The following is a 20,396-nucleotide window of genomic DNA, read 5'->3' on the forward strand; positions in this document are numbered from 1 at the left end:
TGAACATATACTCTAAAAAAAGCAAACAGGTTAAAGGGCCAGGTTGAAAGTATGCACTAAGGCATCTTGCAGTTCCTGCCAATCCTGCCCATTTGCTTCTGGAAACCTTTGATTTACTTCCAGTTCAATACCCGCATATTGTTCATTAGAGAAGTTCCTCCTTAACTGGGTCACAAATCCGTCTGCGGTTCCTTTGTAGGGGTAATTGTACCTGATTTTGTGCTTGGTTTTCAGATGCATTTGCTGACGCCACCGGGCAGCCAATAACTGCTCTCGCTCCCTTTTAGGATCATATAAAAACCCGATGTCTGTTTTACGCACTTTTCCGTCAAGTTGAGGCGTAAACGTGTGTACAGATAAATGTACTACAGTGAAATCTTTGCTAACCCATTCCGCTATTTTGGTTTCAGCCTGCTCCCGATAAGGGTGATAATACTTATTTAGCACCTTCTCGGCCTGGGAAGTGGAAAGTTCAGGCATGTAATCAGAAAACAAATGCGGGTGGTGCAGTGATCGGTTTAATTCTACTACTAACCGGCTGGTAGTACTGTGGAGGGAGAAATCAGCAGAGGGCTTAAACTTTTCAAAAAGCTCCAAAGCCCCTATGTCATAGCCTAAATGGGTGGTAAGCACTTCGCCTGCAGCCTCAAAATTCGTGGCATATTCTAGGGGTATATCATTCCCGGCGTGCTCACACGTGATAATTACTTTTAACCGCTCGTCTTTCACGGCTGATACAGTTTATTCTCAGACAAACATGTTGCTAGAATTCTGTATACGGACTTAATTTCCTCTAAGGAAGGATTCTGGCCAAGAATCTTCAACATTCTATCAGATAGGCTTCCTTCCTGTAAAATAACCTCTATCGTTTGGGTGATCTTTGGTGTGAAAACTTCTTCTTTCTGAACTACTGCCCACAAGTGCTGCCACACTTCCTTTAGAGTGGCCCTCTCCTGCTGAAGCCCTAGCAAACGCAGGTATTCAGTGTTTTGGATTTCGGTTTTAGAGCCGTTTTTCAAAGAAGAGAGGAAAACTGAGGCTAACATACTAGTGTCAGGTTTCTGTTGTTCCTCAAAACTGCTCCACTGCTGGGCCACTAGTTTTTTCAGTACCTCAGATATTAAAGTAACAATTGATATATCGGCTAGTGGACATTCCTGGTTGTCTATGATCCTGATCTCAATGGCGCCGCGGCTGAAACGGGCTATGGCTCCTCTTGAATTCAAGAACTCTTCCTGTAAATCTCCCTCCGGGTCAAAAGGTGCAATGGCCTTGAACATGGGCTGAAATATCTTGGCGACATACACCGCCTCAGAAAAGACAGCTTCAGGCACCACCTGACCAGCAATAAGCGGGATCTTCTGCTGGTTTTTACGGTACACCTCCAGCCTGGTGTCTAACAACCCACTCACCTTTCCGTCCAGCACGGGAGAAGCCGCACTGATGGCGGGGATTAAAGGCAGTATGAGCCGGATAGCAGCATGCAGTCTCCCAAACTCTTCGTCAGAACTAAAGGGCAGGTTAAGATGCGTGCTTTGCAGGTTAGACCAGCCGTGTCCCTGGCAGTTGAAGATGCGGTTGTAGGCCTCGTAAATCTCACTTGCTTCATGCGGCCAGAGCTTCGTTTCTTTGTATGGGTCCATGAACGGATGTGCTCCCGTAGGAAGCAGCATAGCGTTAAACGGTTCCAGTAATTGGTTAACCCTAAGCACTTCTTTATGAAACTGTTCAATCAGAGTGCTTAAAGTTGAAGCCGGGCCATTGGTTTTAAGCTCCAGCACATGGAGCACCAGTTCATTGGACCATGCCATGGTACCTCGCTCGACGTCTGAAGTGAGCTCGCCTGCTTCAGCCTTCAGAACCTCATCTGAAATGGGTTTGACTTCCAGCGTGTCTCGATCCACAATCATGTATTCCATCTCCACACCATAGCCTTCAAACAAGCCTAATCTGCTGGACTGAGTCATGATACATCAAATTTTTTCTGGTTGTCAATGCGCCTTTTTATAGACTTCAGAATGGTGAGGTACAGGTTCTTTCTCAGGATGCGGTCTTCCACGCCGTGGTCAATGTTGGGGTTGTCATTTATCTCGATCACGTAGGATTTGCCATCTATTTCTTTCAAATCAACGCCATATAGGCCATCACCAATCAGGTTTGCCGCTTTTAAGGCAGTGTGTAAGACGAAGAATGGAACCTCCTCAAAGGGAACGGTCTCAAAGTTGCCGATGATGTCTTTCTTCTTACCGTCCCAATTATATATTTGCCAGTGGTCCTTGGCCATAAAGTATTTGCAAGCGTACAAAGGCTGTTTGTCCAGCACCCCAATGCGCCAGTCAAAATCGGTGGGCTTAAACTCCTGACCAATGATAAGGTCAGACTCTGAAAGCATCTCTTTCAGCTGCTCGGCTAACTCTTCCTGGGTTTTCACCTTCACCACACCTTGTGAGAAGGAGGAATCAGGCTTCTTCAGCACACAGGGCAGCCCCAGTTCCTCTACCACTTTGCGGCAGTTATCTCGGTGAATGATCATGCTTTTGGGTATGTTCACCTTCGCCTTGGTGAGCAACTCTGCCAGGTACACTTTATTGGTGCACCTCAAAATGGACACCGGATCATCAATCACCACCAGCCCTTCAGCATGTGCTCTGCGCGCAAAGCGGTAGGTATGATGATTTACCGAAGTGGTCTCTCTAATGAATAGTGCGTCAAATTCAGAAAGGCGCCTATAATCTTCCTTCGTAATCAGCTCTGTATAAAACCCTAAACTTTCAGCCGCCTCCACAAAATTCTGAATAGCCCTGTCATTAGAAGGCGGATCACTATCTGCGTGGTTGACTAAAATGGCCAAGTCATAGATTTTCTTGTTTGTCCGGACGTGGGAGAACCTGTTTCGGGCAAAGTAGGCCTTCGCAAATTTGTATAAGTCCTTTAGGTGATGTTCTGGAACCTCATTCACCGGAATAGGATTAATACTCTCCAGAACCCATTCCTTGTTGTACACAAACTGCGCCCGTAGCAAAGGAGCTTGAAAAAGGTCGTGCAATTGCTTGCTTAGTTTCTCATACTGTTTGGCAACGTTTTGCCCAAAATAGATGCTAAGCGTAAAATTCTTAGACTTAAGCTTAGATAGGCTCTTCTGAATGGTTTCGTTTATTTCATCAGTAATTACCTTCACAATGGTTTGTGACTTTAAATCCTGAATGGTAGTCACATTGGGTATGGCCCTGTGTCCCCTGGCTTCAGCTAACAAAGACACATAGTAACCGCTGCTTTGGTATTTATATGAGCGGCATAGGTTGAAGATGCGGGCGCTCTTCAGCTCTATATAAGCAGGATCTGTGAGGTAACGTTGCGCGTCAACTACTTCTACATCTTCTACGTCAAGATCCCAATCTTTAGGGTTATTGACCACTACTAGTTTGCGCATGGAAGTTGGTTTGTTCTGAAAGTTGAGAAGTTTTAGGTTGGGGTTCTATGGCCAACAGGTTGGCGTCATAGGTCACAATGCCTAGCATAATGGCATTAATAAGGCGTTGAATGGGTACGTTATAGTAGTTGTTACCTACCAGGGGGTTTTCCTGGTAAGGGTCTGCCACAATCACGTGTTCTTTTTCCTGCTCGTTGTCGAATCCTGCTAATACTACAAAGTGGCCCAAAGGCTCTCCCCGTACATCATCGTATATGGCTTCGCCGCGGTCATTGGTGCGTTCGCGGGCGCAGTTATAAAGATAAGTGGCACTCAACCCTGTGAGTAAGGGAATACCTCTGGAAAAATACCGGTCCAGCAAACTTAGAGTAAGGTCTTTGTGCTTGATTTCTCCTCCAAGTTCCAGAAACTCAATGTAGGCATGGGTGGCTACGTGCAGCTTCGCATCAGATTTGTAGATCAGCTGCTCCCTTAGGTTTAAAATCAACTTTTCAGAAGGCAGTTTAAACCAGGTTGGGTCAAACACGTGCAGGTTATAGGTGTAGATACGAGCTTTGTAACCTCTACGCAACGCATGGCAACCCAGCAATACAGCCAGTGTGCCACCTTCCTCTAAAAAAGACACTTCAGAGATGACCTGCTCCAGCGGAATTACGTCTTTATAGTATTGATATACCGCGTGCAGACTGGTAGGTCCACAGGTAGAATCATCTGGCTGGGTAAGTATCCTGAGCGAATTAAGTAAAGTTACTGGAAGCACTTTTTTATAATTATTTGTGCCTCTTATACGTGTTTTTACGGTAGAGTTGCTTTAGAACTCTTTATTATGATCCTACTTTACCCGGTAATTCAATAAATTGAAAGGCAAGATTCACTTACATAATTATTTTTAGGTAAACCAATCCACGAAATCTTCAAAATTTAGAGTGTAGAAATAGCCCATAACTCCTGAAGATTGATAACTTTGGAAAAAGAAAGAGATACTTTGTTCACTTTCAACAAAGAGAGATTTGAAAAAGGATACCCCCTACCGCACCATTATTATTGACGATGACGAGTTGAGCCGGATGATTCTGGAACGACACATCAAGTCTACCCCTTCCCTGGAACTAGTGCAAACGTTCAGTTCCAGCGTAGACGGTTTAGCGTGGCTACTGAAAAACGACCACATAGACGTTCTTTTCCTGGATGTAGAAATGCCTGAAATGACAGGCTTAGAGCTGCTCAGGACCTTGCCCCATAAGCCTGAAACCATTCTCATCACCTCACACAAGGATTTTGCTTTACAGGCCTTTGAGCTTCAGGTAGCGGATTACCTTCTTAAACCTGTAGATTTTACCCGCTTCACCCAGGCAGTACTGAATACCACTAAAAAGCTTCAGCCCCAAACTTCCGCTGTACAGGCCACCAACCAGCCCGATGAGCTATTTGTGAAGGTTGATAATAAGATCATCAAGCTAAACCTGAATAATATTTGCTTCATTGAAGCGCGCGGCGATTATGTGGTCATCAATACAGATACCAAAAAACACATTGTGTACACCACAATGAGCGCCATTGATCAAAAGCTTCCGGTAGATCAGTTCCTCCGTATTCATAGGTCTTTCATCATTAACCTGAAGAAAATCGAGTTAATTGAAGATGACTCTGTATTCATGCAGGAAAAATACATTCCTATTGGAGGGTCTTACCAATCTAAATTTTACAGCCGAATCAACAAACTGTAATAATTACATTCATAATCCATTCAATAGATACACCCGCTTTAGAGCCACTTTTCTGAAAAAAGCTTTAAAGCGGGTGCTTGTTTATCTGAATAACCAGAAGATAAGTAGATTAGATAAAAAATTCCTTTCAAAGCTGTATTGTCCAGTATATAATTAACTCCACAACTATTTATTTAAAGATTTTCTCTAAAAGTGCACGTTTGAGCCTGAAAAAACTAAAATGCTTAAGTTATATGAATAATCAGCAACCTACCTGGCTTGACAAAACTGCTTATTCTTTCACGTCCCATTTTCTTAAAGTTTCGCAGGGAGAACTGCACTATGTAGACGAGGGAAAAGGTGAACCTATACTATTTGTGCACGGTACACCCACCTGGTCTTTCCTCTGGCGAAATCAAATCAAGGAATTTTCTACCCAGTACCGGTGCATTGCTTTTGATCATCTTGGCTTTGGCTTGTCTACTAAACCATCAGACTTTTCCTACTCCTTAGATGCCCATCAGCAAAACCTTGCCCTGTTAGTAGAGCATCTGCAATTAGATAATGTGACCTTGGTAATGCATGATTTTGGAGGGCCTATAGGGTTAGGCTGGGCACTACAGAACCCTGATAAAGTTGCAAGGTTGGTGATTATGAATACTTGGATGTGGCCTTTAACTCATGTGAAATCTATGATGCAGGGCAGCAAGTTCTTTGGAAGCAGCGTCGGAAAGTTTCTGTATACGACCCTTAACTTCTCTCCCAGGTTTCTGTTGCCATTAGCATTCTTCCATAAAGAAAAACTAACCAAAGAGATTCACCAACACTATCTCCTGCCATTTGCTGACAAGAAAGAGCGCTTAGGTCCCTGGAACTTTGCCAAGGCTTTGGCCGGAGAGACGACCTATTTTGAAGAATTACTTAAGCTAAAACAATCTTTGACTGAAAAGCCTACTTTGATCCTCTGGGGAACAAAGGACAAATTGATTCCTGCTTCATTTCTTGAAATATGGAAACAAACACTACCAACAGCGCACGTCATAGAAATGGAGACAGGTCATTTTCAGCAGGAAGAGAACCCTGAAATAGTAACTCGAGTTATAAAGGAGTTTTTTCAAGACACCATGAAAACACAAGAGCCAGTTCTCTGAAAGGAACTGGCTCTTGTGTTAAGGTATTTAAAGCTACTCTCTGGGCTTATGACGGCTTTCCAGCACCTGTACTACCTCTGCTAAGGACAAACCCGAAGCTTCTAACAGTACAAGCAGGTGGAAGATCAAATCAGCAGCTTCGCCTTTCATAGTATCTGTTTTACCAGCTACGGCATCAATCACCACCTCTACGGCTTCTTCTCCCACTTTCTGCGCCATTTTGTTCAGGCCTTTATCAAAGAGGAAGTTGGTGTAAGAGCCTTCTATTGGGTTCTTGCGGCGTTCTTTAATGGTTTGCTCCAGTTTGGCAATGGATTGCAGAGCTTGCTCTGTTGGAGTAAAGTTCTGGAAGCTTCTCTCATGGTAAGAGTTGCTGTCTTCATTCACATCAAAACAGGTTTCTGTATTTCGGTGACATGCCGGACCAGTTGGATCAACCAGAATCAGGAGAGTGTCTTGGTCGCAGTCCAGTTCCATCTTCACCACCTTTAAGGTATTACCTGAGGTTTCTCCTTTGGTCCAGAGACGGTTTTTTGAACGGGAGAAGAAGGTTACCAAGCCTGAGGTTTGAGTATGCTGAAAGGCTTCCTCATTCATGTAGCCCAGCATCAATACTTTTCCGGTAGTGGCATTCTGGATAATAGCTGGTACCAGGCCCTCTCCTTTTTTGAAATCTATGGTCATGTCTTTTATGTTAAGACATAAGATCTAAGACGCAAGACTTAAGATAACTTGAATGTATCTAAAAAGTAATGTGTCTTACATCTATTGTCTTTTGTCTCAAATACGAATATCTATCTTATTCTCTGCTAAGTATTGTTTCAGCCCTGGGATAGGTACTTCCTGAAAGTGGAAGATACTTGCTGCCAGGGCTGCGTCAGCACCTACTTCAAAAACATCTAAGAAGTGTTGCTGGTTACCGGCTCCGCCTGAAGCAATCACCGGCACAATTACGTTGCGGGAGATTTCACCTGTAATATCCAAGGCGAAACCGTTTTTGGTGCCGTCGTTACTCATAGAGGTGAGCAGGATTTCTCCGGCGCCTAGCTCAACTACTTCCTTCGCCCAGTCTAAAGCCCAAAGACCAGTGTCTACGGTGCCTGCTTTGCTGAATACCTTCCAACCTTCGGGAGTGCTTTTGGTATCAATGGCTACAGTAACGCACTGGCTCCCGAAACGGCTTGCCAACTCGGTAATCAAATCCGGACGGTGAATAGCCGAGGAATTTACAGATACTTTATCGGCGCCGTTTTGCAACAGTACTTCTACATCTTCCACGGCACTAATACCGCCACCAACAGTAAACGGAATATCTATATAACGGGCTATTTCGCGCACCAATTCACGCAGGGTTTTGCGTTTCTCATTAGTAGCGGTGATGTCCAGAAACACCAGTTCATCAGCGCCTTGTTTTGCGTATAAAGCAGCTAATTCAACTGGATCACCGGCATCACGGATATCTTCAAAACGTACCCCCTTTACGGTGCGTCCGTTTTTAATATCTAAGCAAGGGATAATTCTTTTTGTAAGCATTTTAGTAGCTCAAGATATAAGATGACAGAAATAAGACTTCTTCTTACATCTTCATCTATTCAAATCATATTTTCGATATTACCGCTGGCGCGAGCGTCCCGCTCGTGCCTTCTTTGCAGGTTTGATGTAATCTTGAATGCTAGAGGACACGAGCGGGACGCTCGCGCCAGCAACCTGACTTACTAGATTACTTCTTTGGATAGATCTTCTAGGGAGATGGTTCCCTCATAGATAGCTTTACCAATGATAGACCCGTGCAAACCTGCTTCACGCAACTGACGGACTTCCTCAATGGTCGTTACACCGCCGCTGGCAATGAACTGTAAGGTTGGAAACTGCTCCAATAAACGCTGATAAACCTCAATAGAAGAACCTTGCAGTTTGCCGTCTTTGCTAACATCGGTACAGATGAACGTTTTTCCGCCCTTTTCAGCAAAAGAGGCTAAAAACGTCTCAAGCGTTAATTCACTTTGGTCAGCCCAGGCATTTATGGCGATATGATTATTTTTAAAATCAGCTCCAATAATAATTCTATCAGCGCCGTACTCCTTCAACCATGCTTCTACCGTTACCGGCTCCCGAACGGCAATACTGCCTGCGGTGATTTGCTTGGCACCGGCATTAAAAGCCTGACGTACGGCTTCTGAGCTTTGTAGGCCTCCGCCGTAATCAATGTGCAGTTTGGTTTGGCTGGCGATACGCTCCAGTACAAGTAGATTCACGGGCTGTTTAGCACGGGCACCATCCAAATCGACTAGGTGCAAGCGACTTAAGCCAAGGCCTTCAAACTGTTTCGCTACTTCTACCGGGTCTGTGTGGTACGTAGTCTGCTGTGTAAAATCACCTTCGGTGAGGCGAACGCATTGTCCACCAATAAGGTCAATAGCCGGAATAATGTCCATGGCTTAGAGATTTAAGAAGTTCTGAAGAATATGTGCTCCCGCAGGACCACTTTTCTCGGTATGAAACTGTACTGCGTAGAAGTTTTTGTATTGCAAGGCGGCACTGAAAGGCTCTGGATATGAACTCTGCGCAATAGTATGCTCTGTTACCGGCGCATAGAAGCTATGCACGAAGTAAGCGTACTCATCTTCATTAATACCAGTGAATAAATCACTTTTCAGGTGATGCAAATTGTTCCAGCCCATGTGCGGCACTTTCACAGCTGCGTCAAATTTTTTCACCGGCACCGGAATAATGCCCAGCATCACTGTATCACCTTCTTCAGAGTGCTGACAAAGCAACTGCATACCCAGGCAAACACCTAGAAAGGGTTGCGTAAGGGTAGGTAACAGCTGATCCAGGTTATTTACTTTGAGAGCACGCATTGCTGAAGAAGCTTCGCCTACACCCGGGAAAATTACCTTGTCGGCTGATTGAATCTCTTCCGCATTGGAGGTAACGGTAGCTTGTGCGCCCAATCGCTCTAAGGCGAAAAGTACACTCTGCACGTTACCTGCTTTATAATCAACTATGACGATTTTCATTATAGAACGCCTTTGGTGCTTGGAATTTCCATTTTGTTCACGTCACGAACCAATGCCATCTTGATTGCCTTAGATACGGCTTTGAAGATAGCTTCAATTTTGTGGTGCTCATTCTCGCCTTCTGCCTTGATGTTGAGATTAGACTTAGACGTGTCTGAGAATGATTTGAAGAAGTGCATGAACATCTCAGTGGGCATGTCTCCTATTTTCTCACGAGAGAATTTAGCATCCCACACTAACCATGGGCGACCAGAGAAATCAATAGCGGCGTGAACTAAGGCATCATCCATCGGTAAAAGGAAGCCGTAACGGCTAATGCCACGTTTATCGCCAATGGCTTGCGCGAAAGCTTCACCTAAGGCTAAAGCGGTATCTTCAATGGTATGGTGCTCATCAATGTGTAAATCACCTTTAACGTGAATGCGCATGTCTACGCCAGAGTGACGAGCTAACTGATCCAGCATGTGGTCAAAGAAACCAACTCCCGTCTGCATGTCTGATTTACCTTCACCGTCCAGGTTAATTTCTACACTGATTTGCGTCTCATTCGTGTTCCGCTGGATGGTTGCGGTTCGGGCTGGTAAACGCAGGAAGTTATAAATGGTATCCCAGTCTGTACTGATGAAAGTAGCATCTTCATTGGCTACGTCCTGTAACAAAATGCTCTTAGAACCTAGGTTCTTCGCCATCTGCACATCTGTGAGGCGGTCGCCAATCACATAAGAGTTAGCCAAGTCATATTCGCTGGTGAGGTACTGGCCCATCATGCCTAACCGTGGTTTGCGGTTAGGGCTGTTTTCGTGCTCAAAACTGCGGTCAATGTGGATATGAGAGAATTTAATGTCCTCGCCTTCCAGAATCTCCAGCATCTTATTTTGGTATGGCCAGAATGTATTTTCAGGGTAAGAATCTGTGCCTAGCCCGTCTTGGTTGGTAACCATCACGAACTCGTAATCTAACTCTGTAAATATTTTGTAAAGGTTACGGATGACCTTCGGGTAGAAAGAAAACTTCTCAAATGAGTCTACCTGATAATCGGTAGGTGGTTCAAGGAGAATGGTACCGTCGCGGTCTATAAATAAAACTTTTTTCATGGTTTACAGAGTAGCTTCTTGGGCGGAATAAGCGTTCAGTGATTCTAAAAGATTATCGTTTTCAGCAGGCGTACCAATAGTGATGCGCAGGCAATTTGCACAGCCCGGTTGGGTAGAACGGTTACGAACTACTACTCCACGCTCTAACAAGTAGGCATATAGTTCATTGGCGTTATGCACCTGTACCAGCACAAAATTGGCATCTGACGGGTACACTTTCTCAATCAAAGGAAGTGCTTCAAAAGCTTCGACTAAACGAGTACGTTCTTTGATGATAACTTGTAGCATATCCTGCAATTGTGCAGTTTTATCTAAAGCAGCACTTACCAGCTCCTGCGTTACAACGTTGATATTATAAGGTGGTTTAATTTTGTTCAGATAGCCAATGATTTCTGGCGAAGCGAAGGCCATTCCCAAACGTAGACCGGCCATTCCCCACGCTTTAGAAAGCGTCTGCATCACCAGCAGGTTTGGGAACTCATCTAAACGGGTACTCCAGCTAGGAATATCAGTGAAGTCAATGTATGCTTCATCCACTACTACCAATCCGTTGAAAGAACGGATAAGCTTCTCTACCGTAGCAGGCTCCAGAATATTTCCGGTTGGGTTATTTGGCGAACACAGGAAAAGAATCTTGGTGCTCTCAGTTTGTTTTTCGGCTATTTTCTCAAAAACAGGCTGAAAGTGCTCATCTAAAGGTACGCGCTGAATGCCCACATTATGGATGTTAGCACTTACCTCATACATACCATACGTGGGTGGTAATAACAAAACTTCATTACGACCCGGCTCACACACTAGACGCATCAACAAGTCAATGGCTTCGTCTGAACCGTTGCCTATGAAGATTTGCTCTGGCCGTATGCCTTTCAGCTTTGACAGTTTTTCTTTGATGGTTTTCTGGTATGGGTCTGGGTAGCGGTTATAATCTACGCCACCAGCCAGACTGCCCAGGTTATTCTCGTTTGCGTCCAGATAGACGCTGGCTTCGCCTTCAAACTCATCACGCGCCGATGAATACGGCTTCAGTGATTTCAGGTGCGGACGAATGAAATTATCTATTGAAAACATGTTTGTTCCTTCAGTTAATAAGTACTGTTATTTCTTGGTTAGTCTAATGGTCACCGCATTTTTATGGGCATGTAACCCTTCTGCCTCGGCCATTATTTCCACCGCAGGACCAATGCGCTCTAAACTTTCACGGGTCAGTTGCTGGAATGTAATCTTCTTCACGAAACTATCCAGGGAAACACCGCTGTAATTGCGGGCATATCCATTGGTAGGTAGCGTGTGATTAGTTCCTGAAGCATAGTCACCTACAGATTCTGGGCTAAAGTGGCCCATGAAGACAGAACCTGCCTGAGTTACCTGTCCAGCCAATACTTCTGGTGCATCCACAGAAAGGATTAGGTGCTCCGGTGCATAGAGATTTGAAAAAGCTAAAGCATCTTCCAACGTGCTTAAAACCACACCAATGCTGTTGTTCAATGCTTGTTCCGCCACCGTCTGACGAGGTAATTTAGCAACCTGATCCACTACCGCAGCCTGCACGTTTTTGAGCAGATTTTCAGAATTCGAGACAAAAACTACCTGTGAGTCTGGGCCGTGTTCTGCCTGTGAAAGCAGATCAGCCGCCACGAAATCTGCATCAGCAGAATCATCGGCAATCACCAATACTTCCGATGGGCCAGCTGGCATATCAATGGCTACTCCCATTTGAGTCACCATTTGCTTAGCTGCAGTTACGTACTGGTTGCCCGGACCAAAGATTTTATCAACTGCCGGAACAGTCTGGGTGCCAAATGCCATAGCTGCGATGGCTTGTGCCCCGCCTGCCTTTAAGATGCGTTTGATACCTAATTTATTTGCAGTATAGAGAATGGTAGCATTAATAGAGCCATCTGCGCTTGGTGGTGTAGCCAGAATGATCTCACGGCAACCTGCAATCTGGGCAGGTACACCCAACATGAGCAGCGTAGAGAACAAAGGAGCAGAACCGCCCGGTATGTACAAACCCACCTTCTGGATACCTACTGACTTTCTCCAGCAGGTAACACCTGACATGGTCTCAACCCGTTGTACCGGTTCACGCTGCGCTTCATGAAAACGCATTATGTTGCTGTAGGCTAACTCAATTGCTTCTTTCAGCTCTTCAGAAACTTGCGGAATAGCAGCGGCAACTTCCTCGTCGGTTACCCATACACTTTGCAGCGCTGCCTTGTCAAATTTAGCGGCTAACTCAATCAGAGCTGCATCGCCACTTTGCTGTACCAGATCAAAAGTTTGCTGCACCCCTGCCCGCAACTGATCCAGTTTCTGTACTGGTCTCTGCGTTAAGGCTGCCCATTCCTCTTGTTTTGGATATAGATAGGTCTTCATCTTACCCAATCATCTTTTCAATAGGTACCACCAGAATACCTTCTGCGCCGGCTTCTTTCAGCTTCTGGATGATATCCCAGAAATCATCTTCATTCACTACAGAGTGTAAAGAACTCCAGCCTTCTTCGGCCAATGGAATAACGGTAGGAGATTTGATGCCTGGTAACAGATTTTTAATTTCAGAAATCGCGTCATTTGGGGCATTTAACACCACGTACTTTGACTTCTGGGCTTTCTGCACCGCCTCCATTCTGAACAAGAGTTGCTGCAGTAACCTGTTCTTCTCAGGATCTAGATTTTTATTAGCGATGAGGACTGCTTCAGATTTAAATACTGTTTCTACTTCACGCAGACCATTGCTGATCAAGGTTGATCCAGAAGAAACAATGTCACATACAGCATCTGCCAATCCTATGCTAGGCGCAATCTCTACTGAACCACTAATGGTATGGATATCGGCTTGAACACCTTTAGAGGTTAAAAACTCCTGTAAAAGGTTGGGGTATGAAGTAGCAATGCTTTTACCTTTTAAAGTGGTCACGTCCTGGTAGGTATCTCCTTTAGAGACAGCCAAAGACAAACGGCACTTGCTGAAGCCAAGGGTCTTGACTGTTAACTCCTGCAATCCTTCCTCTACCAGCACATTCTGACCTACAATGCCAATATCAGCCACTCCGTCGGCTACATAGCCAGGAATGTCATCATCACGGAGGAACAAAATTTCAAGAGGGAAATTGGTGGCTTCGGTTTTAAGTTTAGAAGAAGCACTGATAAAAGAAATGCCGCACTCTCTAATGAGTTTCAAAGAATCATCAGAAAGGCGCCCGGACTTTTGAATGGCTAACCGGATCATATAAATAAGTAAAGCTTTATCAAGCGTGAATTGGGAACAAATATAGTAGCTGAATCGCTTAACTCTTAGTGAAGCGATGGCTTATATGGGGCCCAGCCCCAGTTAGGACGATATGATGTAAATATTCCTCCTAGGAGGAATGATGAAAATGATGGCAATGCACCCCGTGTACCGCGATTGCGGTGGTAGGAAGGGTAATATAATAGTAGGTGCAGCTCATATAATAGGTCAAAGGTAGTACGTTCTGTATATAATCAAACAAGATTAAGGGTGTTTTTGATTTGTTTAACTAATTTTATTGAACCATATTTGAATTATTATACACTTGCAAGGAATATTCCTGTATTATACTTCCGCTAAACAACCAATTGATTTGAAGGCGCTTCTATTTGTAGCTCGTACATATACACATCGTTTCATGAATAAAATAACAATTTCCTTTATACTCGTTTTACTATCTATTACTGTTCGTGCTCAGAACTTATTGAAGTTGCCACAGGTAAGTCCCAGGGCAGTTTTGAATTACACCGTTGGAGTTACTGACATTACGATCAACTATGGAGCACCAGGGGTTAAAAACAGAGCAGTATGGGGAAAACTGGTTCCATACGGACAGGTTTGGAGAGCGGGGGCTAATGAAGCCACTACTATCAAATTCAGCACTGATGTTCGGATTACCCAAGAGAAAATTCCGGCTGGTACGTACACCCTTTATGTTTTACCCGTAGATTCTTCTAATTGGACCTTTATCTTAAGCAAACAGAAAGGACTCTGGGGAACTGAAGGGTATGATTCCAAACAAGACTTAATCCGGTTGCCCTTCAGCCCACAGCCTGCTCCTTTTCATGAAACCCTTCAATACACTATTCAGGATATTACCCCTAATGGCGGAAGATTGACTTTAAATTGGGCAGATAAACAATTGGCAGTGCCTATTAGAGTTGAGTCGCACAAGGAGACCATGAACTTGATCAAGGAGTCCCTGCAGAAGTCTCAACCTACAGATTGGATGGTGTACGCCCAGGCTGTTAACTATTTGATACAGCAGAACCAAGACCATGAGCAGGCCTTACAATGGGTGAACAAATCCATTACTATTGAAGAGAATTTTTATAATATTTGGCTTAAAGCAAAGCTGTTGGCACAGAAAAATGAATATGCCGAAGCCTTAGAATTAAACAAGAAAGCTCAAAAACTTGGAAAAAAGTCGTTGGAATCTTACCAGACTTATGCCAACGAGATTGAAGATGCAGCTGTTCTTTGGAAAGAAAAACGCTTCACCGTTAATTAAGCCTATATACTCTGCAATGCAGAGTCAGGAACAAAAAAAGAGGCTGCTTCAAATTGAAGTAGCCTCTTTGTTTTAAGCCGTTTTCTTTAAATCAACTGAAAACAATGATAGAGCTTATAGAGTGTTTTTTACAATTTTGCTATAAACCGCAGGTTCACTAACCTTCCGGTCAGGTAGTTGGGAACTGCGTAGGTAGTAGCATTAAAATCCTGTACGTAGTTGTAGGAGATGACATTGTTGGCAGATATAAGATTTAGAACCTCCAAACTCAACCATAGGCTTTTCAACCCGAAGCCACTGCTTTCTTCTGGACCCCGCAAGGAAATTAATTTAGAGAACCCAATATCTACGCGTTTGTAGCTGGGACCTGGAAAGGAGCTTCTGAGGTTAATGTTCCCCGGCGGGCTAAACGGTAAACCAGAGCTGAACACCATGTTCAGGTACATCCGTAAAGTAGGGTTATTGGGTAGATGGTCCTGAAAGAAAACTCCGAAGTTGATTAATTGATCTGTGGGTCTTCTAATGTACCCACGTGCTTCTTTAGACACCACCTCTCCTGTCTGCTGATCTCTGATGATGGTGGAGTCACCTGCGAGATTCTCTCTTGTTCTCATAAAACCAACGCTAAACCAAGACTCCTCTCCTTTGATAAATTCCCCGTTTACCCGTACATCTACTCCCATGGCGTACGCAGTTGCCCTAACGTCTGGCAGGTATCTCACCCTCATATTATCCTGGTCATAGGGAATGACCGAAGGAAGAAATTTATAATATGCCTCAGCAGAAAGTTTGAAAGGCCTATCCCATTTTAAGAACCTGTACTCTGTGCCCGTTATGAAGTGCCATGATTTCTGGTTAGCTAAATCTATCACTAAGTTACCATGCGCATTACGCAGTTCACGGTACAAAGGAGCCTGCACGTACAAACCACTAGCCACCTTGAACGACCAATCTTGCAAGCGTGGGATCTGCATGGCATATTGGAAGCGGGGACTTAGTGAAACCTCCTTGTTCACTGACCAATAATGAAGTCGTATACCGTAAGTCAGAGTTTTCAAACTATCAATAGCCCATTGGTGTTGCGCAAAACCCTGATAACGCCAAGAAGAAAGATCCTGCTGACTTTGTAGCCTGTTCAGGTTGAAGACATAGTCAGAAGAATCCTGAAACGAATATTCCTGTACCACATCTCTGATGTTTTCCCGGCTGCCTTTTACACCGGCACTGAATTGACTTCTGTTTGAAGGAGACCATGTGGTTCTAAACTCCAAGGTTTGCAGGGCGGCTCTCAGGCGGTTTCTGGAATACTCGTACCTGGTGCCAACTCCCCGTTCACCAGCACAGCGGTTAAAAGAGGAAACACCTGGAGTTGGTACCACGTCACAGAAGCGGTACCCAGATTCCAAATCCCTAAATTCCCGTTCCTGGCTGTACAAACCAGAATAGATTAATTCAGAACGTAAGTTAGAAGTAAAGTCGTGCTGGAGCCGAAGGCCTCCCTGGTAATTGGTGAAGCGCAATTGTTCCTGGCCGTCATACCCCACCAGCAACTGCAGCATTTGGGACTGTGTCCCAAAGGAAGTTTCCCGGGTTTCGGGCCGAACCAAGTAGTTGTTCTGGGCAATGTTGCCCAGGAAGCTAAGCTGGGTTTTAGGGTCTAGTCCTGTTTCACGGTGTCTGGCAGAGGATAAATTATAGGTGAGGTACGCTTGAACATCAGAGAATTTGGGCCTGTAATCTCCTTCCACCTCTAAGCTATTCAGGACATAGGCTGCATTCTTATGGCGGGCACCAATTAAATAGGTAACCCTACGGTTTGCAGCTGTTCCTTCGGTATGCATTGATCCGCCGGTTAAGCTACCAGAGACGGTTGCTGCAAATTTTGAAGGCTTTCGGTACTGAATGTCTAATACAGATGATAATTTGTCGCCGTACTTGGGTTGCCACCCTCCTGAGGAAAACGTCACATCCTCCACCAAATCAGGATTGACAAAGCTTAGACCTTCCTGCTGACCGCTAATGCTGAGAAACGGACGGTATACTTCAATTCCATTGACGTACACTAAATTCTCATCGTAATTGCCGCCCCTCACTGAATAGCTGGAAGACAGTTCATTATTGCTTGTAACCCCGGGCAGCGTTAGCAGAATTTTGTTGAATTCCTGAAAAGGGGCTGGAAGAGTTTGGGTTAAACGAGGATCAAGGCGGGTGATGCTTATTTGCTCCCTAGTGTCATTGAGGTTTCTGCCCTCAACTCTTACTTCATTTATGCGGCTGTTTTCTTCCTGAAGTTCAATAGTGATATACCTTGTTTCCTGGGGTAGTAATTCTACCTCCCTACTAATGGTCTGATATCCTATGTAGCTTGTTACTAAAGAATAATGAGTATTTGGGTCAAGCTTTAATGTAAACCTGCCCCGGGCATCAGTGGCAGTGGAAATGCTATTGTCTTTTAGAGTGATGGTGGCACCAGCTAATGGTTGTTGTTTGCTGTCTTGTACAACCCCTTGCAGCAAAGCCTGCTGTGCAAAAGCAGGGAAGCTAAGAAGAAACAGTAATAGCCCAATACACCACCCCAATCGCTTGAACATCAGCTGTATATGGTAAACTGTTTCAGATCAAGAATAGTCTGGGTGGGATCCTGAGAGTTGAAAACAAAAGAACCTGCTACCAACACATCTGCTCCGGCAGCTACCAGCAAAGGCGCGTTCTCCAGGTTTACTCCTCCATCAATCTCAATTAAACAAGCAGAACCTTTTTCCTGGATCAATGCCTTTAATTCTCTTATTTTCTGATAAGTATGCTGGATAAACTTCTGACCACCAAACCCAGGGTTTACGGACATCAAGCACACTACTTCTATGTCTTGTATTACATCAGAAAGAAAGGAAATGGGAGTGTGTGGGTTTAAGGCTACTCCCGCTCTTGCTCCTGTGGCTTTAATCTGCTGAAGTATGCTGTGTAAATGGGTGCATGCTTCATAATGAACTGTGATAATATGTGCGCCCCCTTCCCTGAATTGCTCAATGTACTTTTCAGGCTGTTCTATCATGAGATGCACATCCATCGTTTTCTGGGCCTTTTTCTGAATAGCCTGCAAAACCGGAAAACCAAATGAGATATTAGGCACAAACCTCCCATCCATCACGTCTATATGGATCCAGTCGGCGGTACTTTGGTTGAGCATTTCAACATCATGATCCAGCTGCCCAAAATTAGCGGCCAATACAGAAGGAGCGATTAAGTGAGACATGGGAAGGATAAATTTTCTTCTACAAAGCAACACTTTCTGTTGGCAAAAAACAATCTCCTTTAGACACAATAGCTTGTAAAAACATCGCCCCACCCTAAAAAGCTAAGGGTGGGGCGATGTTTTTGCTGTTACTGGAATAAAGTCAGTGACTGATAAGAACTTATTATATTTTACCTGTTTCAGTTAATGTTTCTATGCGGTCAAGCCCTGAGATAATATAGTTGCTTCCTACTTGACAATTTGTTCCCGGTCCGGCATCACAATAATAGCGGTCATGTGAGAAGCGGTAAACCGGTCCTTGTTCTTTTGAATACACTTCATAAACATCAAGGTAATTGAAAACACTAGGATCACCTACAGATTTTATAACCTTTACCGTGTTAGCATAACTCTTCCCGCCTATTTCAAAAGGTCTAGCTACATCTTGATAGAAGAATTTTACCCGATTATGCTCTTCCTCTTCCTTGTCATAGTCAGTGTTGAAAGCATTGGGGTTCCACTCTTTTGTTTCTACTACTGGGAACACCATCTCTACCGTAGTGCGGTTATTATTCTTAACTTCTACATCTGTAAAAGTTTTAGAAATCATCTTAACCCCAGTGATGGTCCAGACGTCATTTGCATTGTTTCTCCTGCTTACCTCTACCCTATACCAATCTTTGCCAGTCTGGTCCGTTGATACCTCGTTTATCAACTCTCTTGTTTGGTAAGACGTTATTTGTTTAACGTTATTGGTATACTTTGTTTCTGTGACGTTGAAGATAGAGTACCTGCCTAATTCTAATGGAAAATAATGATGACCTAAAGCCTCAGGGTCTCTAGTTACTTCATTATCTCCGCAGGAAGAAACCAAGCTGGTCAATAAGACCACGAAGAGCAGAATTCTTTTCATATAAAGGGAAAGACTAAGTTAGTCTACTATAAAACTGGTTTCAATCCAACCACCGCCAATCACATCATCTCCTTCGTAGAAAACGGCAGCTTGACCAGGGGCTATGGCATTCACGCCAGCATGAAACTTCACCAGCATTTTGTCACCTACCTGTTCAATGGTGGCAGCAGTACCCGGGTCATTGTAGCGTACTTTAGTAATGGTCTCAGTTGGTAAGCCCAACAGGTTTTCATACTTCACCATACTCAATTTGCCAACGTTCATGCCGTTTTTAGCTAACTGCTCATAATTGCCTAGCACTACCCTGTTCGTTTCTTTCTCTATACGGGTTACAAACGCCGGATAACCCAAAGCCACTCCTAAGCCTTTGCGCTGCCCGATGGTATAGAACGGATAGCCTTCATGCTTGCCCACTACAGTGCCGTCTTCCAGCACAAACTCCCCACCAGCTACTTCTGCCTGTAAAGTAGGAACTCTTCTTTTCAGGAAGCCCCGGTAGTCGTTGTCCGGAATAAAGCAGATTTCATACGACTCAGCTTTTTTCACCAATGCATCAAATCCACGGTCCATAGCCATTTGACGGATTTCAGTTTTATGCAATTGGCCTAACGGGAAGATAGTTCGGCTTAAGCTTTCCTGTGAAATCCCCCAAAGCGCGTATGACTGGTCTTTGTTGTGGTCTTTCCCTTTGGAAATTACATACCGGCCATTCTCTTCTCTAATATTAGCGTAATGGCCTGTTGCTATAAAGTCACACCCCAATTTGTCTGCGCGCCTTAGCAGAGCGTCCCATTTTATGTGGGTGTTGCAAAGAACACACGGGTTTGGGGTACGGCCGGCAATGTACTCATCAGTGAAATGGTTGATGACGTAATCCCCGAACTCTTCTCTGATGTCAATTATATAATGTGGGAACCCCAGTTGCACCGCAATGTCACGAGCATCGTTAATTGAATCAAGGCTACAGCACCCTGTTTCCTTTTTGCTTCCCCCGGCACTGGCATAGTCCCAGGTTTTCATGGTCATGCCCACTACTTCATATCCCTGCTCGTGGAGCAAAACCGCTGCCACGGAGGAATCAATGCCACCACTCATGGCCACTAATACTCTTCCTTTTGAACTCATTTTTTTCTTAGATGAAACGGGATTCACAGTCCCGCCGAAAAACAATGCGGCAAATATAGTGATTTTATAGCGCTTAGTCCTTATTTGAGCCTCAGGCACTTACTACAGCCTTTATTCTAACCCAATGTCAAAAAATTAAGTTTAAAGAGTAGGGAGGGAAATTGGCTGACTGAAAGAAGGCACTAATTTTACAGCAGGTATA

At 44.3% G+C, this 20,396-nt stretch carries 19 protein-coding genes; 3 read left to right on the plus strand and 16 right to left on the minus strand.

Going from position 1 to position 20,396, the window contains the following annotated elements; genetic code table 11:
• Positions 1–30 precede the first annotated feature (30 nt).
• From DC20_RS18555 to DC20_RS18570, 4 genes are read right to left on the minus strand one after another with little or no spacing between them, the layout of a single operon-like run.
• The gene (locus DC20_RS18555; RefSeq protein WP_062545197.1) at positions 31–729 is read right to left on the minus strand and encodes an N-formylglutamate amidohydrolase; all 699 of its coding nucleotides are present in this window, start codon (positions 727–729) and stop codon (positions 31–33) included.
• Positions 726–1,967, minus strand: coding sequence for a carboxylate-amine ligase (locus tag DC20_RS18560; protein WP_062545198.1), 1,242 nt, complete (start codon positions 1,965–1,967; stop codon positions 726–728). The genes DC20_RS18555 and DC20_RS18560 overlap by 4 nt, the downstream gene beginning before the upstream one ends.
• Positions 1,964–3,430 (minus strand): RimK family protein, encoded by a 1,467-nt coding sequence (locus DC20_RS18565; RefSeq protein WP_062545199.1) that lies wholly within the window; start codon positions 3,428–3,430, stop codon positions 1,964–1,966. The genes DC20_RS18560 and DC20_RS18565 overlap by 4 nt, the downstream gene beginning before the upstream one ends.
• The gene (locus DC20_RS18570; protein WP_062545200.1) at positions 3,405–4,190 is read right to left on the minus strand and encodes a hypothetical protein; all 786 of its coding nucleotides are present in this window, start codon (positions 4,188–4,190) and stop codon (positions 3,405–3,407) included. The genes DC20_RS18565 and DC20_RS18570 overlap by 26 nt, the downstream gene beginning before the upstream one ends.
• Before the next feature lie 250 nt (positions 4,191–4,440).
• Here DC20_RS18570 and DC20_RS18575 point away from each other — a divergent pair, with 250 nt between their 5' ends.
• Positions 4,441–5,157, plus strand: coding sequence for a LytR/AlgR family response regulator transcription factor (locus tag DC20_RS18575; protein ID WP_062545201.1), 717 nt, complete (start codon positions 4,441–4,443; stop codon positions 5,155–5,157).
• A gap of 200 nt (positions 5,158–5,357) precedes the next feature.
• Complete coding sequence (locus DC20_RS18580) at positions 5,358–6,287, plus strand: alpha/beta fold hydrolase (protein ID WP_245652247.1); 930 nt, start codon at positions 5,358–5,360, stop codon at positions 6,285–6,287.
• 33 nt (positions 6,288–6,320) lie between these two features.
• Here the strand turns inward: DC20_RS18580 and hisIE are convergent, their stop codons facing one another.
• The 8 genes from hisIE to hisG form a co-directional block, all read right to left on the minus strand.
• Positions 6,321–6,971 carry a bifunctional phosphoribosyl-AMP cyclohydrolase/phosphoribosyl-ATP diphosphatase HisIE gene (gene hisIE, locus DC20_RS18585; protein ID WP_062545203.1) on the minus strand — a complete coding sequence of 217 codons (651 nt, stop codon included), beginning with the start codon at positions 6,969–6,971 and terminating at the stop codon, positions 6,321–6,323.
• Positions 6,972–7,067: 96 nt separating this feature from the next.
• Positions 7,068–7,820, minus strand: coding sequence for an imidazole glycerol phosphate synthase subunit HisF (gene hisF / locus DC20_RS18590; RefSeq protein ID WP_062545204.1), 753 nt, complete (start codon positions 7,818–7,820; stop codon positions 7,068–7,070).
• A 182-nt stretch (positions 7,821–8,002) separates the two neighbouring features.
• Positions 8,003–8,722, minus strand: coding sequence for a 1-(5-phosphoribosyl)-5-[(5-phosphoribosylamino)methylideneamino]imidazole-4-carboxamide isomerase (gene hisA, locus DC20_RS18595; RefSeq protein ID WP_062545205.1), 720 nt, complete (start codon positions 8,720–8,722; stop codon positions 8,003–8,005).
• A 3-nt stretch (positions 8,723–8,725) separates the two neighbouring features.
• A complete protein-coding gene (gene hisH, locus DC20_RS18600; RefSeq protein WP_062545206.1) occupies positions 8,726–9,307 on the minus strand; it encodes an imidazole glycerol phosphate synthase subunit HisH in 582 nt (193 codons plus the stop codon).
• Positions 9,307–10,401, minus strand: coding sequence for a bifunctional histidinol-phosphatase/imidazoleglycerol-phosphate dehydratase HisB (gene hisB / locus DC20_RS18605; RefSeq protein ID WP_062545207.1), 1,095 nt, complete (start codon positions 10,399–10,401; stop codon positions 9,307–9,309). The genes hisH and hisB overlap by 1 nt, the downstream gene beginning before the upstream one ends.
• Before the next feature lie 3 nt (positions 10,402–10,404).
• On the minus strand, positions 10,405–11,472 hold the full coding sequence (gene hisC / locus DC20_RS18610) for a histidinol-phosphate transaminase (RefSeq protein ID WP_062545208.1): 1,068 nt from the start codon (positions 11,470–11,472) through the stop codon (positions 10,405–10,407).
• Between the two features lie 27 nt (positions 11,473–11,499).
• Positions 11,500–12,780 (minus strand): histidinol dehydrogenase, encoded by a 1,281-nt coding sequence (gene hisD, locus DC20_RS18615; protein WP_062545209.1) that lies wholly within the window; start codon positions 12,778–12,780, stop codon positions 11,500–11,502.
• A 1-nt stretch (position 12,781) separates the two neighbouring features.
• A complete protein-coding gene (gene hisG, locus DC20_RS18620) occupies positions 12,782–13,633 on the minus strand; it encodes an ATP phosphoribosyltransferase (RefSeq protein WP_062545210.1) in 852 nt (283 codons plus the stop codon).
• A gap of 418 nt (positions 13,634–14,051) precedes the next feature.
• Here hisG and DC20_RS18625 point away from each other — a divergent pair, with 418 nt between their 5' ends.
• Positions 14,052–14,924 carry a DUF2911 domain-containing protein gene (locus DC20_RS18625; protein ID WP_071885505.1) on the plus strand — a complete coding sequence of 291 codons (873 nt, stop codon included), beginning with the start codon at positions 14,052–14,054 and terminating at the stop codon, positions 14,922–14,924.
• A gap of 128 nt (positions 14,925–15,052) precedes the next feature.
• Here DC20_RS18625 and DC20_RS18630 read toward each other — a convergent pair whose 3' ends face one another.
• The 4 genes from DC20_RS18630 to mnmA all read right to left on the minus strand — a co-directional run bounded on the left by DC20_RS18630 (position 15,053) and on the right by mnmA (position 20,194).
• Entirely contained in the window at positions 15,053–17,515 is a 2,463-nt protein-coding gene (locus tag DC20_RS18630) for a TonB-dependent receptor (protein WP_062545212.1), read from the minus strand.
• On the minus strand, positions 17,515–18,177 hold the full coding sequence (rpe, locus tag DC20_RS18635) for a ribulose-phosphate 3-epimerase (RefSeq protein ID WP_062545213.1): 663 nt from the start codon (positions 18,175–18,177) through the stop codon (positions 17,515–17,517). The genes DC20_RS18630 and rpe overlap by 1 nt, the downstream gene beginning before the upstream one ends.
• A 163-nt stretch (positions 18,178–18,340) precedes the next feature.
• Positions 18,341–19,069, minus strand: a complete 729-nt coding sequence (locus tag DC20_RS18640; RefSeq protein WP_157593246.1) for a hypothetical protein — start codon at positions 19,067–19,069, stop codon at positions 18,341–18,343.
• Positions 19,070–19,087: 18 nt separating this feature from the next.
• Positions 19,088–20,194: a tRNA 2-thiouridine(34) synthase MnmA gene (mnmA, locus tag DC20_RS18645; protein WP_062545215.1), complete on the minus strand. Its 1,107-nt coding sequence runs from the start codon at positions 20,192–20,194 to the stop codon at positions 19,088–19,090.
• Between the last annotated feature and the right edge of the window lie 202 nt (positions 20,195–20,396).

It is taken from the genome of Rufibacter tibetensis (genome assembly GCF_001310085.1).
Taxonomy (GTDB): Bacteria; Bacteroidota; Bacteroidia; order Cytophagales; family Hymenobacteraceae; genus Nibribacter; species Nibribacter tibetensis.

What these genes read in the sequence shown, in the direction of transcription:
- DC20_RS18560 (WP_062545198.1), bottom strand. Translation starts at nt 1,967, where the DNA reads ATGACTCAGTCCAGCAGATTAGGCTTGTTTGAAGGCTATGGTGTGGAG.
- DC20_RS18565 (WP_062545199.1), bottom strand. Translation starts at nt 3,430, where the DNA reads ATGCGCAAACTAGTAGTGGTCAATAACCCTAAAGATTGGGATCTTGAC.
- hisIE (WP_062545203.1), bottom strand. Translation starts at nt 6,971, where the DNA reads ATGACCATAGATTTCAAAAAAGGAGAGGGCCTGGTACCAGCTATTATC.
- hisF (WP_062545204.1), bottom strand. Translation starts at nt 7,820, where the DNA reads ATGCTTACAAAAAGAATTATCCCTTGCTTAGATATTAAAAACGGACGC.
- hisA (WP_062545205.1), bottom strand. Translation starts at nt 8,722, where the DNA reads ATGGACATTATTCCGGCTATTGACCTTATTGGTGGACAATGCGTTCGC.
- hisH (WP_062545206.1), bottom strand. Translation starts at nt 9,307, where the DNA reads ATGAAAATCGTCATAGTTGATTATAAAGCAGGTAACGTGCAGAGTGTA.
- hisB (WP_062545207.1), bottom strand. Translation starts at nt 10,401, where the DNA reads ATGAAAAAAGTTTTATTTATAGACCGCGACGGTACCATTCTCCTTGAA.
- hisC (WP_062545208.1), bottom strand. Translation starts at nt 11,472, where the DNA reads ATGTTTTCAATAGATAATTTCATTCGTCCGCACCTGAAATCACTGAAG.
- hisD (WP_062545209.1), bottom strand. Translation starts at nt 12,780, where the DNA reads ATGAAGACCTATCTATATCCAAAACAAGAGGAATGGGCAGCCTTAACG.
- hisG (WP_062545210.1), bottom strand. Translation starts at nt 13,633, where the DNA reads ATGATCCGGTTAGCCATTCAAAAGTCCGGGCGCCTTTCTGATGATTCT.
- DC20_RS18625 (WP_071885505.1), top strand. Translation starts at nt 14,052, where the DNA reads ATGAATAAAATAACAATTTCCTTTATACTCGTTTTACTATCTATTACT.
- DC20_RS18630 (WP_062545212.1), bottom strand. Translation starts at nt 17,515, where the DNA reads ATGTTCAAGCGATTGGGGTGGTGTATTGGGCTATTACTGTTTCTTCTT.
- rpe (WP_062545213.1), bottom strand. Translation starts at nt 18,177, where the DNA reads ATGTCTCACTTAATCGCTCCTTCTGTATTGGCCGCTAATTTTGGGCAG.
- DC20_RS18640 (WP_157593246.1), bottom strand. Translation starts at nt 19,069, where the DNA reads ATGAAAAGAATTCTGCTCTTCGTGGTCTTATTGACCAGCTTGGTTTCT.
- mnmA (WP_062545215.1), bottom strand. Translation starts at nt 20,194, where the DNA reads ATGAGTTCAAAAGGAAGAGTATTAGTGGCCATGAGTGGTGGCATTGAT.